14 protein-coding genes are annotated in these 14,980 nt (G+C 48.4%); 7 read left to right on the top strand and 7 right to left on the bottom strand.

Features of this window, described 5'->3' with window-relative positions; translation table 11 throughout:
* Positions 1-323 precede the first annotated feature (323 nt).
* The 4 genes from AVO41_RS04425 (at position 324) to AVO41_RS04410 (ending at position 4,720) form a co-directional block, all read left to right on the top strand.
* Positions 324-1,568, top strand: coding sequence for a histone deacetylase (locus AVO41_RS04425; RefSeq protein WP_235584658.1), 1,245 nt, complete (start codon positions 324-326; stop codon positions 1,566-1,568).
* A 3-nt stretch (positions 1,569-1,571) separates the two neighbouring features.
* Complete coding sequence (locus AVO41_RS04420) at positions 1,572-2,426, top strand: amidohydrolase family protein (RefSeq protein ID WP_235584657.1); 855 nt, start codon at positions 1,572-1,574, stop codon at positions 2,424-2,426.
* 85 nt (positions 2,427-2,511) lie between these two features.
* Entirely contained in the window at positions 2,512-3,684 is a 1,173-nt protein-coding gene (locus AVO41_RS04415) for a nucleotide sugar dehydrogenase (RefSeq protein ID WP_068583098.1), read from the top strand.
* A 7-nt stretch (positions 3,685-3,691) separates the two neighbouring features.
* Positions 3,692-4,720: an NAD-dependent epimerase gene (locus tag AVO41_RS04410; protein WP_068583095.1), complete on the top strand. Its 1,029-nt coding sequence runs from the start codon at positions 3,692-3,694 to the stop codon at positions 4,718-4,720.
* 20 nt (positions 4,721-4,740) lie between these two features.
* Here the strand turns inward: AVO41_RS04410 and AVO41_RS04405 are convergent, their stop codons facing one another.
* Positions 4,741-5,121 (bottom strand): diacylglycerol kinase, encoded by a 381-nt coding sequence (locus AVO41_RS04405; protein ID WP_068583092.1) that lies wholly within the window; start codon positions 5,119-5,121, stop codon positions 4,741-4,743.
* Between the two features lie 178 nt (positions 5,122-5,299).
* Between AVO41_RS04405 and AVO41_RS04400 the strand changes: the two genes are divergently transcribed.
* The 3 genes from AVO41_RS04400 to AVO41_RS04390 all read left to right on the top strand — a co-directional run bounded on the left by AVO41_RS04400 (position 5,300) and on the right by AVO41_RS04390 (position 9,036).
* Positions 5,300-6,835 carry a phosphoethanolamine transferase gene (locus AVO41_RS04400; protein ID WP_068583089.1) on the top strand — a complete coding sequence of 512 codons (1,536 nt, stop codon included), beginning with the start codon at positions 5,300-5,302 and terminating at the stop codon, positions 6,833-6,835.
* 119 nt (positions 6,836-6,954) lie between these two features.
* Positions 6,955-7,683 (top strand): hypothetical protein, encoded by a 729-nt coding sequence (locus AVO41_RS04395; RefSeq protein WP_068583086.1) that lies wholly within the window; start codon positions 6,955-6,957, stop codon positions 7,681-7,683.
* Between the two features lie 33 nt (positions 7,684-7,716).
* A complete protein-coding gene (locus AVO41_RS04390) occupies positions 7,717-9,036 on the top strand; it encodes an O-antigen ligase (protein WP_153003472.1) in 1,320 nt (439 codons plus the stop codon).
* Between the two features lie 20 nt (positions 9,037-9,056).
* Here AVO41_RS04390 and AVO41_RS04385 read toward each other — a convergent pair whose 3' ends face one another.
* The 6 genes from AVO41_RS04385 to waaC all read right to left on the bottom strand — a co-directional run bounded on the left by AVO41_RS04385 (position 9,057) and on the right by waaC (position 14,978).
* Entirely contained in the window at positions 9,057-9,860 is an 804-nt protein-coding gene (locus tag AVO41_RS04385) for a phosphotransferase family protein (RefSeq protein ID WP_160326781.1), read from the bottom strand.
* Between the two features lie 242 nt (positions 9,861-10,102).
* Complete coding sequence (locus AVO41_RS04380) at positions 10,103-11,101, bottom strand: polysaccharide pyruvyl transferase family protein (RefSeq protein ID WP_068583078.1); 999 nt, start codon at positions 11,099-11,101, stop codon at positions 10,103-10,105.
* On the bottom strand, positions 11,098-11,709 hold the full coding sequence (locus AVO41_RS04375; RefSeq protein ID WP_068583075.1) for a glycosyltransferase family 29 protein: 612 nt from the start codon (positions 11,707-11,709) through the stop codon (positions 11,098-11,100). Before AVO41_RS04375 ends, AVO41_RS04380 begins: the two co-directional genes overlap by 4 nt.
* Complete coding sequence (locus AVO41_RS04370) at positions 11,693-12,811, bottom strand: hypothetical protein (protein WP_068583071.1); 1,119 nt, start codon at positions 12,809-12,811, stop codon at positions 11,693-11,695. Before AVO41_RS04370 ends, AVO41_RS04375 begins: the two co-directional genes overlap by 17 nt.
* Positions 12,811-13,902 (bottom strand): polysialyltransferase family glycosyltransferase, encoded by a 1,092-nt coding sequence (locus AVO41_RS04365; protein ID WP_068583068.1) that lies wholly within the window; start codon positions 13,900-13,902, stop codon positions 12,811-12,813. The genes AVO41_RS04370 and AVO41_RS04365 overlap by 1 nt, the downstream gene beginning before the upstream one ends.
* Positions 13,899-14,978 (bottom strand): lipopolysaccharide heptosyltransferase I, encoded by a 1,080-nt coding sequence (gene waaC, locus AVO41_RS04360; RefSeq protein ID WP_068583065.1) that lies wholly within the window; start codon positions 14,976-14,978, stop codon positions 13,899-13,901. The genes AVO41_RS04365 and waaC overlap by 4 nt, the downstream gene beginning before the upstream one ends.
* Between the last annotated feature and the right edge of the window lie 2 nt (positions 14,979-14,980).

Genomic DNA, 14,980 nt, shown 5'->3' with positions numbered 1-14,980 from the left:
GCCTTGCCGTGTCCCTCAAGAAGCTGCGTATTCTAGTGCGATCACTCATCGCGGTCAAGCTCTTTTTTGAAGTTTTTTTGATGTTTCTGTGTCAGCCTGGTGTCTCTTTAAAACACTCAATCCAACTCAGATCATCGCTTCAATCAAAAAGCCGCTCTCCTTCCGGAAACGCCGCGTCAGCAACGCTGAACAGGGGGCGTATTCTAGCGACTCTCGTTTAAAACGCAAGGGGTTTTTGCAGAAATTGGAAGGATATTTTTCAGAAGACCGATCGCATTTCTTTCACAGCATCGCTGCGTCCGATCAAATTGCCGCCCAGTTCCATGTTTTCTGTGAATTTTCCATTTAGCATCGGTGTACTATGTAAACAATGGATTTATTCGTTCAATGGACTGGAGCGTAACATGACACATCAATATTCCGGCCGTCGCGCACTGATCAAAAAACTGGTCGCCTTGGGTCTGGCTGCAAGCCCTCTTTCTAAGGTTGCCCTCGCAGCTGAGTCGGTACGGTCAAGCCAATTTAAAACGGGCGTAGTGTTGGACCCGCTCTTTCTGAAACACGACATGCCTGATCACCCGGAAGGCGCGGATCGTTTGAGAGCCATTGATCACGAACTGGAGAAACAAGGTCTATGGGATCAGTTAATTCCGGTGCAATCACGCTTTGCCACCGAAAATGAGCTGCTCTGGGCGCATGAACAAAGTTACATTGATGAAATTCGCGCCATGAGCAACAATGCCGGTGACTCTGTCGATTACTATGATCCCTACGCAGGTGATACCTACATCAATGCTCATAGTTTCAATGCCGCGCGCATGGCAGCGGGCAGCCATATCAATATGAACCTTGCCGTCTATGACCGGGAAATTGACCATGGCTTTTCCCTTCTGCGCCCCCCAGGGCATCATGCATTGAAAGACAAAGCCATGGGATTTTGTATCTTCAACTCCGACATCATTGCCGCGAAAGCCTTACAGACATACCGCGGGGTGAAGAAGGTTGCGATCATTGATTTGGATGTTCATCATGGAAATGGAACGCAAGATTTATCCGATGCTGATGAAAACATCATGAGCATCTCCATCCATCAACACCCTTTCTGGCCAATGACAGGCGGTGCAGACTTCACAGGCAAAGGACTCGCAAAAGGGACTGTTGTCAATCTGCCTTTTAATGCCGGGGCGGGTGACCGAACTTACCTGGAAGCTTATGATCAAATCATCCACCCAAAACTTGTCGCGTTTCAACCCGAGCACATCATCGTATTTGCTGGCTATGACGCACACTGGCTCGACCCTTTGGCGGAGCATCGCTTATCCGTGCATGGATTCAACCAACTGACACAAAAATGCCTGGCATCAGCCCAAGAGCTCTGTGCCGGGCGTATCAGCTTCACATTGGGCGGTGGGTATAACCTGGAACCCTTGGCTAAGTGCACAGCCGGAACACTGCATACCCTGCTCGGCAACCCAGAACAAAATGATAACCCGCTTGGGCCGCCTTCTCTGGGTGAAGAAGATTTCAGCGAACAGATCGTACAACTTAAGAAACATCACTTAGGATAACGTGTGCTCAGTCAGCAGCAAAAACAACCGTTGTTGGCTCTGTTAATCTGGGCTTTGCTCAGTAGCGGACCAACTTGGGCGGAAACAAGCCATCAACCCCCTTTGTTCGACAGTCATTCACATTATTCAAAGGCCGATGCTCAACGGTTTTCGCCTGAAGACATTGCCAGAAAATACGACCGACTGAACATCATCGGCGCCATGATTTCGAGCACACCCACAGAAAAAACAGAAATGCTGTTTAATGCCATGCCCAATCGCATAGTGCCATTTCTTAGCCTGTACCCTAGCAAAGCCCACAAGCCAGTCTGGATGCGCAGAACCTCAACTTTCAAACGTATCGAACCACACCTTGACGCCTTTCCTTATCAGGGAATTGGTGAGTTTCATATTTTTCGACCGGATGCTTACAGCCCCGTTCTGGAAAAAGTGGTCAAGATCGCTCAGGAGAGGAAGCTTCCGCTACAAATTCATGGGGATGCGACGATCATCCATCGCGTGTATCAGCTCGCACCGGATTTAACCGTCATTTGGGCACATCTGGGCACCGTCCCCGTCCCGGAATACTTAAAGCAAGTGTTGGCTCGTCACCCCAACTTATACATTGACACCTCTGTGCGCGATGCGTTGTTTGTGGATGACCAAGGCAATCTTAAGCCTAAGTGGCGTCGTTTTTTCATCCAGCACCAGGACCGTTTGCTCGCCGCCATCGACACCTACAGCACACAACGCTGGGAAAAATTAGGGGAAACAGTCGCCGTCATTCGCGGATGGCTCAATCAATTACCGGAGCCGACACGTAGCAAGCTGGCGTGGAAAAATGGGCTTGATGTATACAAAATGACGCATTTGCAATAAATCTATCATGATTGCTGGACAAAAAGGCAAGAGTTATTCCGTTATAATCACGAATTAATTTATAGATACCCAGGTATAGAATCTTATGCAGATCGCTGTTGCTGGAACAGGCTATGTTGGCCTTTCGTTAGCTGTTTTACTGGCTCAACATCACAAAGTCGTCGCTTTGGACATCGATGAAAAAAAAGTAAATTTTATTAACCAAAAAACATCGCCTATTCTGGACCAAGAAATCGAAGAGTTTTTAACTGACAAACCCCTGAACCTGACGGCCACCACCGACGCACAAACCGCTTATGCCGATGCCGACTTTGTCATCATTGCCACCCCCACAGACTATGACACCGTCACCAACACCTTCAACACCAAAACGGTGGAAAGCGTGATTGAGCAAGTGCAAGCCATCAACTCGAACGCCGTCATGGTGATTAAGTCCACAATTCCGGTTGGCTACACCCTCGACATCAAGGCCAAATTTAAAAACGAAAACATCTTGTTTTCCCCGGAATTTCTTCGTGAAGGCAAGGCATTGTGGGATAATCTTTACCCTTCTCGCATTGTCATCGGTGAGCAGTCCGAACGCGCACGGACGTTTGCAGACCTGCTGATTGAAGGCGCAGAAAAACCAGCAGAGGAAATTCCCGTTCTCTTCACCGACTCCACCGAAGCCGAGGCAATCAAACTCTTTGCCAACACCTATCTTGCGCTGCGCGTGGCCTACTTCAACGAACTTGACACCTACTGCGAAACCCATGGTTTAAGCACCAAACAAGTGATTGAAGGTGTCGGCCTTGACCCGCGCATTGGCGACCATTACAACAACCCGAGCTTTGGTTATGGCGGCTACTGCCTGCCCAAAGACACCAAGCAGCTTCTGGCCAACTATCAGGAAGTGCCACAAAACCTGATTCAGGCGATTGTGGAGGCCAACACCACCCGCAAAGATTTCATTGCCGACCAGATCATCAAACGTGCACCCAAAATCGTGGGCGTCCATCGGTTGATCATGAAGCAAGGGTCTGACAATTTCCGCGCCAGTGCCATTCAGGGCGTGATGAAGCGCATCAAAGCCAAAGGGATCGAAGTCATTGTGTACGAGCCAGTGCTTGAAGAAGACGAATTCTTTCACTCCAAGGTTTACCATGACCTGGAAGCCTTTAAAGCAGACGCCGACGTCATCCTCGCCAACCGCCTGACCGACGACATTTTTGATGTCAAAGAGAAGGTGTACACCAGGGATTTATTTGGAAAGGACTAACGAACACATGAACTCAGGGCAAAGCATCCTCGTCACAGGTAGCGCCGGTTTTATCGGCTTTTATCTGACCAAAGCACTTTTGCAACAGGGGCACCAGGTCATTGGCATTGACAACCTCAATGACTATTATGACCCGCAACTGAAAACCGACCGTCTCAACGATCTGGATCAACTGGTTGCCAGCGACACACTGCCAGCCTCGGCCAGTTATCGTTTTATCGAACTCGATCTGGCAAACCGATCTGGCATCCAACAACTGTTTGAGGCCCATTGTTTCGACATCGTGGTCAACCTGGGCGCTCAGGCAGGCGTACGCTATTCGATTGAAAACCCGCATGCCTATGTGGATGCCAATCTGGTTGGGTTTGTGAATATTCTGGAAGGCTGTCGCCATAATCAAGTCAAGCACTTGGTCTACGCCAGTTCCAGCTCGGTGTATGGCATGAATTGCAAACAGCCCTTCAGCACCGATGATCGGGTGGATTACCCCATCAGCCTCTACGCCGCGACCAAAAAATCCAATGAGTTAATGGCGCATACCTACAGCCATCTTTACAACCTGCCAACCACCGGATTACGTTTTTTCACTGTGTATGGCCCCTTTGGGCGGCCTGACATGGCTTATTTCAAATTCACCAAGGCCATTTTGGAAGGCAAACAAATCGATGTGTACAACAATGGCGAAATGAAACGCGACTTTACCTACATCGACGACATCATCGAGGGGGTCATGCGGGTGATGAGCACCCAGCCTAAACCCGTCGACTCTGACATTACCTCCGCGCAAGCACCGTATAAGATTTACAACATCGGCAATAACCAGCCGGTCACTCTGCGCCGTTTCATCACCGCGATTGAGACCGCCTGCGGACAAAAAGCCAACGAAAATTTACTGCCGATGCAGCCCGGAGACGTGCCCATCACTTACGCAGATGTGGACGACCTAATGGCCGACACTGGCTTTAAACCTTCGACCAGCATTGAAGACGGCATTGCAAAGTTTGTGAAGTGGTACAAAGATTACTACGAAAAATAACAAAAAAAGTTACTCTAAACTCATTCTAACAATGCTTGCCATTTTTGATAGGCATAAGCTCCCCAAACTAATAACGCCAAACCAAAAGCAATGAAAACAGCGGCTGACCCCTGATCTTTTGCCCTGCCAGACAATTTATGATACTCATAGCCGATTCGGTCAACCACCGTTTCAATGGCTGTATTTAAGAGTTCAACCACCAGAACAAACAGCCAGACCCCCATTAAAACCGCCACATCAATGGCATTTTCCCCGAGCCAAAAAGCGACCGGAGCCAACAAAACTAGAATCAATATTTCCTGGCGAAATGCGGCTTCGTGCCTCCAGGTGGAACAAACTCCCTTCCATGAAAATTTGGCGGCGTGCAAAATCCTGTTAAAGCCAGTATGAGAGGACTTCATTTAATTTCCTATTGGATCAAATCACTATAGCAACATTATACTCGGATACCCAACACCGATGGAATTCCCTAACCTACCCTGTAGATAAAACGAACCAACTCATAAACCAGCACTCAGCAAGTTTTTTTAATGCTTGTTGGTGTAAAATGGATCGATCAACTTAATCATTCCATCGTTAATGCATAAGCACCTCATCAAGCAAAAAATCGCACCTTGGCTCGAACACCACAGCAGTCTTGCTGTATGGGTTCTAGGGTTTCCATTAATCATCTTACTGCTGATGGCTCAGGACTTCAGGGAGTCAGAGCTATATTCCCGAATCGGATGGTTTCTGGTCTTGGTGAGCTTTGCTTACCTCGTCCGCAGCAAAAGAATTTATTTCGTTCTATTATTGCCCTTTTTGCTAACGGGATTATTCGGAATGGTGTACACGTTGACATTCGAGCGGACATTCACTTCCGGTTTATTTACCGTTGTAGCCGAAACGAACCCAGAAGAAAGCATCGAGTTTTTAAAAAGCTACTATAGCTTGACAACATTGCTGCTTGTTGTGCTTTATGGATTAGGTATTTTATGGCTGTACCGAAAAATTACATTTTTTCCTCCAACCAGTTTTCGTGCAAAAACCACCGTTTTCATCGGGGCGACAATGCTTGTTGTCGCGGCACAACAACTAACTTATCACGAACGCTACAGAGATGTTTTACCCGGAACAATGGGGCAACTCGCCGACGGCTGGAGCAAATATTTGCAGGTACAAAACGAGTTGGCCAACCGTCCTAAAAAATTAAAAGAATGGAAAGGTTCAGTAACAAAAGAGAACTTCCCCGAGCCTCAAACCTATGTGGTTGTGATTGGCGAGTCAGCCGTTCGTGGGCACCATTCTATTTATGGCTATCAGCGACAAACCAATCCCGAGCTTGAAAAAATCAAAGATGAACTGATCATTTTTAACAACATGACATCACCTTATGCCGTCACATATCTTGCATTGGCAGAAGCTCTCACCAATTCAACCCTGCAGAACCCTATCCCTTTCACTGAAACCGTGGACGTGGTCGGCCTTTCAACACTAGCAGCTTTTGATACTTGGTGGCTTTCCACCCAGCCCAAAAATGAAGGGACAACACTATCCGCGTCTTCATTCGCCAACCATCGAATATACAAAACAGGTTTTGATGAAGTGCTCTTGTCCGAATTCGATAAGGCTTTAGCGAAGGGCAAAAAAGACAAAGTGATCTTTATTCATATCCGTGGTAGTCATCTTAGCTACCATAAACGCTATCCCAATGATTTTAATTACTTCACAACAAGAAAAAATATTCGTATCCATACCAAAGAACCCTCTCAAGACCAAATAAATGTGGTGAATGCCTATGACAACTCTATACGTTATACAGACTGGTTTCTAACACAATTGATTGAAAAACTAAGAAGCGTTGAGGGAATCAACGGTTTAATGTATTTCTCAGATCACGGAGAAGAAGTCTATGATTATGAAGATTTTGTTGGGCATGAACTCAAACGCACCACGCCCGTTATGTTTGAAGTGCCTTTTTTCATCTGGGTGAATGACCGCTATCAACAAAAAAAGTCAAACATCTATCAACAACTGAAAAGAGCAAGCCTCGAACAAAATAGTACTGATCAATTTTTTAACCTTTTCAAACAACTCACTTTAATGTCATCACAGCAGCCTCAAAACTCGAGATAAACAGTATGCAGCCTAAAAATTCAATGGACTTCATTCGTTCAGCCAGAAACACTGTTTTATAATAAGCCGCTAAACTTTTAAAGAAGCACGTCCAAACCTCAAAATCAAAGAAGCAAATAATGATTCACGTGGTCTGCCTCAAATGGGGCAATAAATACAGCCAAGAGGATGTCCATCGATTACATCATATGGTCAATGCAAATATGTCTTTGCCTCATGCTTTTTATTGCATTACCGATGACCCCGATGGGCTTGATGAAGCCATCCACCCTCTCCCCATCTTTGATACCGATCTTGAGGGCTGGTGGCACAAGCTCTCCTTATTTCGAAAAGATTTTTACGGCTTGCAAGGCACTGTGCTATTCCTTGACCTTGATGTTGTCATTACTGGCAGCCTTGACGGCATCATCAATTATCAGCCGGAAAAAGTAATAGCCTGTCAGGATTACGGAAAGTGCAAATGGAGCCAACTCAATAGTTCGGTATTACGCTTTGAGGTTGGGCAAATTGATTTTGTCTGGCAGAGTTTTTTATTCAATAAGCGCTGGATTCTTGAATACATGCACGGCGACCAAGACTGGCTGGGGCATGTGGCACCTCAGATTGAAACTTTTCCTCGTGAGTGGGTGGTTTCTTTTAAACGTCACTGTGATGCTGAAGCTAAAAACACCCTTGGCATGGGACATCGCTGGATTGAAAGGGGCTGGATCAAGCCCAAAGGCGAAGCCAAACTACCCAAGGAAACAAAAATCGTGCTTTTCCATGGCAAACCCGACCCAATCGATGTTGTAAATGGCCCCTACAAACGTTGGCGAAAAGCCCCTTGGATTTTAAATTACTGGCCATAAGCTCTGTGCGCACATCAGTAAAGGCCCCCAACATTGACAAGTTCAGACAATAAAAACATGATCCCAACTACCATTCAACAACTTGCGTCTATCCCCAAGCCTGAGCTGCTCGCACATGGGTTAATTTTTCTGGCCTTCTACACTCTGTTTTTCAACGATCTTTTCGGGTTTGAAGGCGCTCTGGCTGGCTTATTACTTTATGCAATCACCCTCAAATTCACCCACTATAAACACTCTCGCATTGAGTTTAGGCCACATGAAAAAGCCGTAATGGGTGCGATTGGCTTTTACCTTGTTATGTTGATTGCTTCAAATCTGATTAATGCAAATGATCCAGAGCGTATTTATGAGCTTGCAAACAAATATTCCAAAGTCCTGTACTTCATAGGCCTTGTATTCATATTAAAGCTAATTCGCTTTGATTTGCCAAAGTTTGAAGCTTTCATCCAAGTGATGGCCTATGCAATTTTAATCACACTCGCCATCGAAGTTGCTTTACACGGCTTGAGCTCTCATTTAGGAAGCATTTTTTCTAACAAAGGAACGGGGGCTTGGTTTTTTAGTTCTGTCATGTTTGCAACCATCTTTTTGGGGATAGAGAAACACACCCAAAATAGTTCACACGCATTACATTATGCAGTGCTGAGTCTTCTCTTGTTACTGGTGATTATTTTAACTTCAACGCGCAGCATCTGGCTTTCCTCGTTTATAACTTTGATTATTTTGATGCCACTCGCGATCAAGCATTACTCACTTCTCAATTTTTTGACCCCAAAAAAATTGTTCTTTGTTTTTACAATGGTAATTATTGTTCTAACTCTAACCCACAATAAGCTGTGGCCCCGCTTTGAGCAAGCTGCTTCGGATATTGAAAAAATGGCAGAAGGCGAATACTACTCCAGTCTTGGTTTAAGGGTAGTTATGTACAAAATTTCATTAGAAGGATTTACTCAAAACTCTATTTCTGGCATTGGTGAAGCGAATTATCCACAAGCCATGCAAAATATTTATCAATCTAAAAGAGAAGAGCCCAATGCGCATGTTTATCGAAAAATTGCACAATTCAAACAACCCCACAATCAATTTTTAATGGAAGCCTGGACCAAAGGTATTTTAGGCCTGCTGGCCATTGTCTTAATGTTTTTGGTGCCGCTAAAACTCTTTGCGCATATGCTCAAGGACCCCAGAATAAAAGTTATTGCATTGACAGGCATCGCATTTTTGATCAACAGCTTTGTCTTTTTCCTGTTTGGTGCCGTCCTGACATACTCTCACGGTATTGTCTTCTTCATGCTCTGGCTGATCCTGCTCATTTTTACAGCCAATAATACTCAGCCAGCAAGCAAGCATTAATCCCAAGGACAAAAACCTTTTTAAGCATTTATGAGCGGTAATGCCGGGCGAAGAAAGCGCGCCCATTGTTTATCAAAATTGGATGGATTGAGACGCAAACACACAGCTAGGACATAGCAGACGGCCAACCATCTTCTCTCTTGCTGAGACCAGTTCAGCGCCTGAGCCATAGGCTCCATAAAATGGCCCAGGGGCTTTTTCTGCTTGGACAGGAAAAATGCCAAATCCCATAAGCGCAGACCATATTCAAAGTACTGACAATCGATCAATTTAGGCTGGTACTGAGCATCAAACAATATATTGGCGGGCTTGAAATCGCCGTGGATCAGGCCAAACGCCGATGCATCCAAAGGCGGCGCAGACTGCAAAAAGGCCAACAGCTTTGCCTGCACTTCATCAATCGAAGCAATGTTTTCAGGACATCGCTGCTTGAGCCGCTCAAAAAATCCTTGCAAAAAAACTCGCCCCGGCCCTGACTGGGGTTGTTTCACCCAATGTACAATCATATCCCGAATCGGCGTACCGCCCTTCAAAGGCGGGTAATCGCCTTGAGATAATATGCCGTCCTGATTAAAAACGCCGCCTCCAAGATCGCCCATTTTCTGATATAGCCGCATGGCATCGTCCAGCGTCACCTTTGCAGGCAGCAGTCGTTCGGTCGTTAACTGGGCCAGAACTCCCTCTACCAATGCGCCATCACTAACCAACTTCGGCACCCAATCGGAACCAGCTACTTGCTGGCCCAGCCGATCAAGAAAAAATCGCTCGCGATTCAGCGCCTCAGGTGGCGCTAACTTGGTCAACCAATCCAGTTGTCCATTCAAACCAGCATGATGCCATACAAACCCGGCATTGTTGGCACCACCCAGCTCACAGTAAACGGACGTCATCGTTTCCATTTCAGGCGAAGATTGCTGGATTTGTGAACGCAAAGACGATAAGACAGCCGACAAAGGCTTTTCGGTGTAGCCAGTTCTGGCAAAGCGACACGCCGCCTTGTCCCTCTGAGACGGACGACTCAGCCAAGCGACGCGCAATGAATCGAGCCACCTGCGCATGACAGAACTCACAAAGTCCCCATGGCCTTTGTCTTGGCCAGCAATGTTTCAACCATGGCGGCGTTCTCATCACGGGCCTGGTTTAGAAACCGATCCATTGCCATTGCCTCCTCCTCGGAGAAAGTGGACCAGTCGCGAGGATCAAGCGTCAACAAGGATTCGGCTGGCATCACTCGATCCGTATGACCAAACACCTCGGTCAGCAAAAAAGAGATTTTGGGGGTATTCGATTCCAACGCCACAAAAGGTATTTTGTTTTTCAGACACATGGTCACCGTGTGGTAACGACCTGTAACCACCAGTTCACAGCCCGATAAAAACGCTTCAAATTCTGTTGGATTCAAAGTTTTATTTCGGTCCCGAAAAAACCACTTACACGTTTCCACAATGGTTTTTCGAGGGCGCTTCCAGAAGTTGTAATTATCAGGTCGTGCGACCACCATGGATCGGTATGGACACTGCCAGTGTTTTTTGAATTTCTTCAGCCACGGCACATCCGTCTGCATGACCGAATCAACCACACAAATGCGGCCTGACTCAGGCTGATAAGGCACAGACGGTTCAAAGGCAAAGGTCAAATCCATGACCAAGCGCGCCGCAATACCTTGCTGAGTCAGTGTTTCAAAACTTGCCCTGTCACGCACATAAATCTCATCAAAATCGTTCAAATGCGCAACACAGCTGTCTTCATTGGCATAAAGCGTCGCATTGATCAAATAACAGGGGCGTTTTAACGTCTGATGCGAAAAGGCGGCAAATTCCAACAGGGCCTGTGCTTGCCACCGGCGTGGGGCATGATGAATCGTCCCTTCCCCGTTGACCAGAATCATGTCCACCTCAGGCATGGCTTCGATTTTGTCTTTGTGTTTGCGCCAATCCTGGCTGACAGGCCAGGTCCAGATCACTTCGGCCCCGTGCTTCTGAAGCAGTCTTTCCAAATTGCTCATCACCATCAGGCAGCCATAGTGGCGCGTGGGGCGAGTGTCGTTAATAATGGCGACCTTCATGATGCCTCGCTCTGCCGGGTCGGCACAATAGTGAGCTGCTCTCTGGGCAACGCCGCCTTGATAAACGCCGCCTCCTGATCACCATCATGCGGATGCGGCTTTTGCAGTCCCAACCAAAGCCGCAATCGTTCTAACAACGAATAGCGTTTGTGCCAACTGTCACTCTGAAAAAAATCGAACCCATAAAGCGTCAAATGCCCTTCTCCGATGACGCGACGAACCATATCCACCGCCATACAACCGGTGGACGGACGTGCGCCAAGTGTTTCATACAATGACTGCCACCACTCAGTCGGGTAAAAATACAACTTTTGGCGGGTTGCGTCCGTAAGCAGATCACGGCTTTTAGGCGACATATACATCACTCTGGGAAGGGTTGCGACCATGTCATTGATTTCTTTTTTCGCACCCGACACACAGAGCAAATCGGTTCGAGTCCCCACCGCCTCCTGCATCGCTTGCGGCAGTTGCCAGGCAAAATTCATGCGAATCACAACATCATGGTCATCCACGGGGAATGACTGCCCCAATACCTTTCGGGAATTCCCAACCAGGGCGATGTTTTTATTGGCCAAAAATTCAGCCATCTGATCAAAGGGTTGGGGCATGTTTATCCTCTTCGGGTTCTTTGATTTCAATACCGACGGCTTGGCACAGACGCTTCATCCGTTCTGCGTTGTCGTCAAAGCTTGATGCCATCCAGCGTACAGGCTTGTTGGTCAGGTACTGGGCCAGCAAAATGGTCGTGGAAAAGTCCCCCACCACCTCACACTCGCCTAAAAACGGCAGCAGCACTTCAAAACTTAAGTTCGAGGGCACCACCTCAAACCCGGCCTTTTTCAAGCCAAGTAAATCCTGATTTCCGGCCGCTGGGTGGTATTTTACCGCGATCCGTTTGCCCTGTTGCACTTGGCGGTTCAACTCGGCCAGCAAATTCGTCCGATACCCCTCAATGTGCTTAAAAATCCGGTGATTGGGCAACGTGAACAAACCATCCAGGCGCTCAAGTCTGGCCGCCTCCCAGTCATGCTCGGCCAAAACCGCCTCTGCCATCGGCTCAAATGCACGCAACCCAGCCTCTTTTTGAAGCTGATCTGTCATTAATGGCAAACAGCGCTTGGATGACAAATTGCCCTGCCCCTCCTTCGGAAACATCAACCAGGCTTCATCCACCCAGCGGCTGGCGCCCACCGTTTGCGGCGTGTCATACCAGCGACCAAACATCAGTTTTTTGATCGCATTGTCAACCCACCTTTCCGACCAACTCTTTGAAGCGGCTCGCCCCAGATAACTGAAAACCCCATCGTCAAGAAACACACCTGTGCAGCGGGTGCCCTGTTGTTCAGCCATCTGCTTGGCCGTTTTCAGCACAAACTGGCCCAAAACACTGCGATCATTGCCAATCAGCACGCTCGCTGGCCGGTGTTCAGCGCACCAAGCCTCTGTCATGGCAAAACGTTCTTTGCGTTGTCGCCACTTGACCCAGCCTTTTGCTTCACGACCGGCCAACAACTGCCATTGGACAAACGGCATGCTGACCCGATCAAGCAAAGTCGTGAACGCCATAGGTTTATCAGTGTATTGGTCAATCAACCAAAGGTGTGCGTCCCGTGCCTCTTTGTGCCGGTCGGCCAGCAGCCAGGCCCAGAAAAAGTGCAGTGGTGACGAGACCAAATACAGATCAATCGGCTTGTTTGAACGATTTTGCATTATAAATCCTGAATGCTGCCAACGGTGGTGATGCCCATGGCTTGCATCAACGGGATAAACCGACGCGAGAACGCATCGGCTTCGTTCAGCAACGCATACGAACGCAAATCCGGTCTTAGCCATTTGGCGGTCAAAAGCGCTGTCCCCACATCCCCGATGATGCGAGCCGTCTCAGGCAGGGCAGGCAAAAGCATCTCAAACGCCAGATCCGAGGGCAGCACACTCACCTTGGCATCCATCGCCAGCTCCAGCGCATCGTATGCCTGCTCTCGCGGATGATACTTCACCGCAACATGCTGTCCTTGGTCGAGCAGACGCTTAACCAGCGCCTGAACTTGCCGGGCATAACCATGAATTTTGGTCTGGTTATTGGGGTGCGGAATCAACACCAGCGTCTGCACCGACTCGATGGCACTGGGCACCACACCCTGTTTTTCCATCAAAGTCCCACAAAACGCCTGTACAGGTGAGGCCCGAAACCAGTCCTCGCTCAATGCATGCACAGTTTTTTGCTGCAATGGCTTGACTGCCGCCTTCGGGCGAAACAACCAGGCCTGGTCAATCCAGCTGGAGGCTCCCACCGTTTGTGGTTCCTGCCACCAAAACCCGTACACCAGCTTTTTCAGCAGAGCGTTCACTCCGTCTTTGAGCCAGTGATGGGGCCGACCGGCATACGAATAAAGTCCATCATCCAGATACCAGCCTGTTGGACGAGCGCCCAGCTGACTGAGGCGATGCATCACATACTGAAACTCCACCCGTCGATCACTGCCCGTGGCCACAACATTCGGCAGCCCATTTTGGGCCTGAAACTGTGACAGCCATTGATCAATCTGTTGAAAGTTCCGTCGTCGCTCAGCAAGCTTGCCACGTCCAATCCCGTTTTTCACCAGGCCTGGTAAGATTTGCACCGAATCAAAAGGGGAATCCTCCCAGACAAGCACGCTTTCGTAATAAAGATTGGCGCGAGTATTGGACTGATCAATCAGCCAAAGCACCGAACGCGCCTCGGGCATGGATTGGCGCTGATGCACCGCCAGCGCCACACTGACCAGCACATTCAAAGGGGTGGAGGGAAGATACAGCGTCATGATTTCAGCCCCTGAGACAGGGAATCGGATGAAGATGCTGACATCATGGCCAGTGATTTCAAGACGGAGTCCACATCAAGCCCTTCCAAGGATCGCTCAGCCTGACCGGGTGAAAACTGTTTGAGATATTGCGGCCCCAATGGCGACACCAATCGCGTGACGTTTGGCCCCAACGCTCCGACCAGTTTCGGATCGGTCACGCGATAAAGAACCACCATCGGCACATCGAGTGCGGCGGCCACATGCGAAAGCCCGGTGTCGACGGACACCACAAACTCGGAAAACTTGAGCAATCGGGCCATGTCGGTCAACGCCAAACGCTCTTGCGGCACCCAGGCCTGGTCAAAAACCAGGTTGGCTTTTTCCAACAATCGTTGGGCGCGGGCCTTCTCTTCTTCATTGCCCCAGGGCAACACCACTTTCAAACCCTTATCGGCCTGATGACGGATCAATTCAACCCAGTAACGCTCTGGCCAAAGTTTGGTGTCCCAAGTGGTGCCGTGCAACCCGACCCAGTAAGGAGCATCGTCCAGTTCGGTGTGCAAAAAGTCCGGTTTTGACCAGGCCTGGTGATCCAGACCATATTCAATATGGTTTTCATTCATATCAGGCAGGTCATAGCCGCACGCTCCGGCCATCAGTTGACGCAAACGAGTAATGGCATGTTGCTCTTTAGCCACCGCCACTTTGCGGTCATAAAACCAGCTGACCAAAGGTTCACGCGCAGAGTGCCAATCGAACCCGACCTTTTCGCCCTCTACTTTTCGCACAACCCAAGCACTTTTCAGCAAGCCTTGCGCGTCCACAACCAGGTCATAATGCTTGTGTTTAAGCTGACTGAAAAAGGTTTTGCGTTCATGACGGTTTGCAGGCTCAAACCAACCTTTGCGCCAGCGCCGCAACCCGATCCGGTACACATTTTGAACCGCCGGATGCCAGGCAGGGATTTCAGCAAAGCCCTCTTCCACCACCCAGTCAAACTGCAAATCCGGGATGGCGCATTTCGCATCGGTCAAAGCCGGAAATAAATGAAACACATCGCCCATGGACGACATCTTGACGACCAAGACTTTCACGA

Origin of the sequence: Thiomicrospira sp. WB1 (assembly GCF_001507535.1) — a bacterium.
Classification (GTDB): Bacteria; Pseudomonadota; Gammaproteobacteria; order Thiomicrospirales; family Thiomicrospiraceae; genus Hydrogenovibrio.
Note: the sequence above shows the minus strand (reverse complement) of the source record. Positions and strands in the feature narration are given on the sequence as shown.

What these genes read in the sequence shown, in the direction of transcription:
- AVO41_RS04380 (WP_068583078.1), bottom strand. Translation starts at nt 11,101, where the DNA reads ATGAAGGTCGCCATTATTAACGACACTCGCCCCACGCGCCACTATGGC.
- AVO41_RS04410 (WP_068583095.1), top strand. Translation starts at nt 3,692, where the DNA reads ATGAACTCAGGGCAAAGCATCCTCGTCACAGGTAGCGCCGGTTTTATC.
- AVO41_RS04375 (WP_068583075.1), bottom strand. Translation starts at nt 11,709, where the DNA reads ATGCCCCAACCCTTTGATCAGATGGCTGAATTTTTGGCCAATAAAAAC.
- AVO41_RS04425 (WP_235584658.1), top strand. Translation starts at nt 324, where the DNA reads ATGTTTTCTGTGAATTTTCCATTTAGCATCGGTGTACTATGTAAACAA.
- AVO41_RS04365 (WP_068583068.1), bottom strand. Translation starts at nt 13,902, where the DNA reads ATGACGCTGTATCTTCCCTCCACCCCTTTGAATGTGCTGGTCAGTGTG.
- AVO41_RS04395 (WP_068583086.1), top strand. Translation starts at nt 6,955, where the DNA reads ATGATTCACGTGGTCTGCCTCAAATGGGGCAATAAATACAGCCAAGAG.
- AVO41_RS04405 (WP_068583092.1), bottom strand. Translation starts at nt 5,121, where the DNA reads ATGAAGTCCTCTCATACTGGCTTTAACAGGATTTTGCACGCCGCCAAA.
- AVO41_RS04400 (WP_068583089.1), top strand. Translation starts at nt 5,300, where the DNA reads ATGCATAAGCACCTCATCAAGCAAAAAATCGCACCTTGGCTCGAACAC.
- AVO41_RS04415 (WP_068583098.1), top strand. Translation starts at nt 2,512, where the DNA reads ATGCAGATCGCTGTTGCTGGAACAGGCTATGTTGGCCTTTCGTTAGCT.
- AVO41_RS04370 (WP_068583071.1), bottom strand. Translation starts at nt 12,811, where the DNA reads ATGCAAAATCGTTCAAACAAGCCGATTGATCTGTATTTGGTCTCGTCA.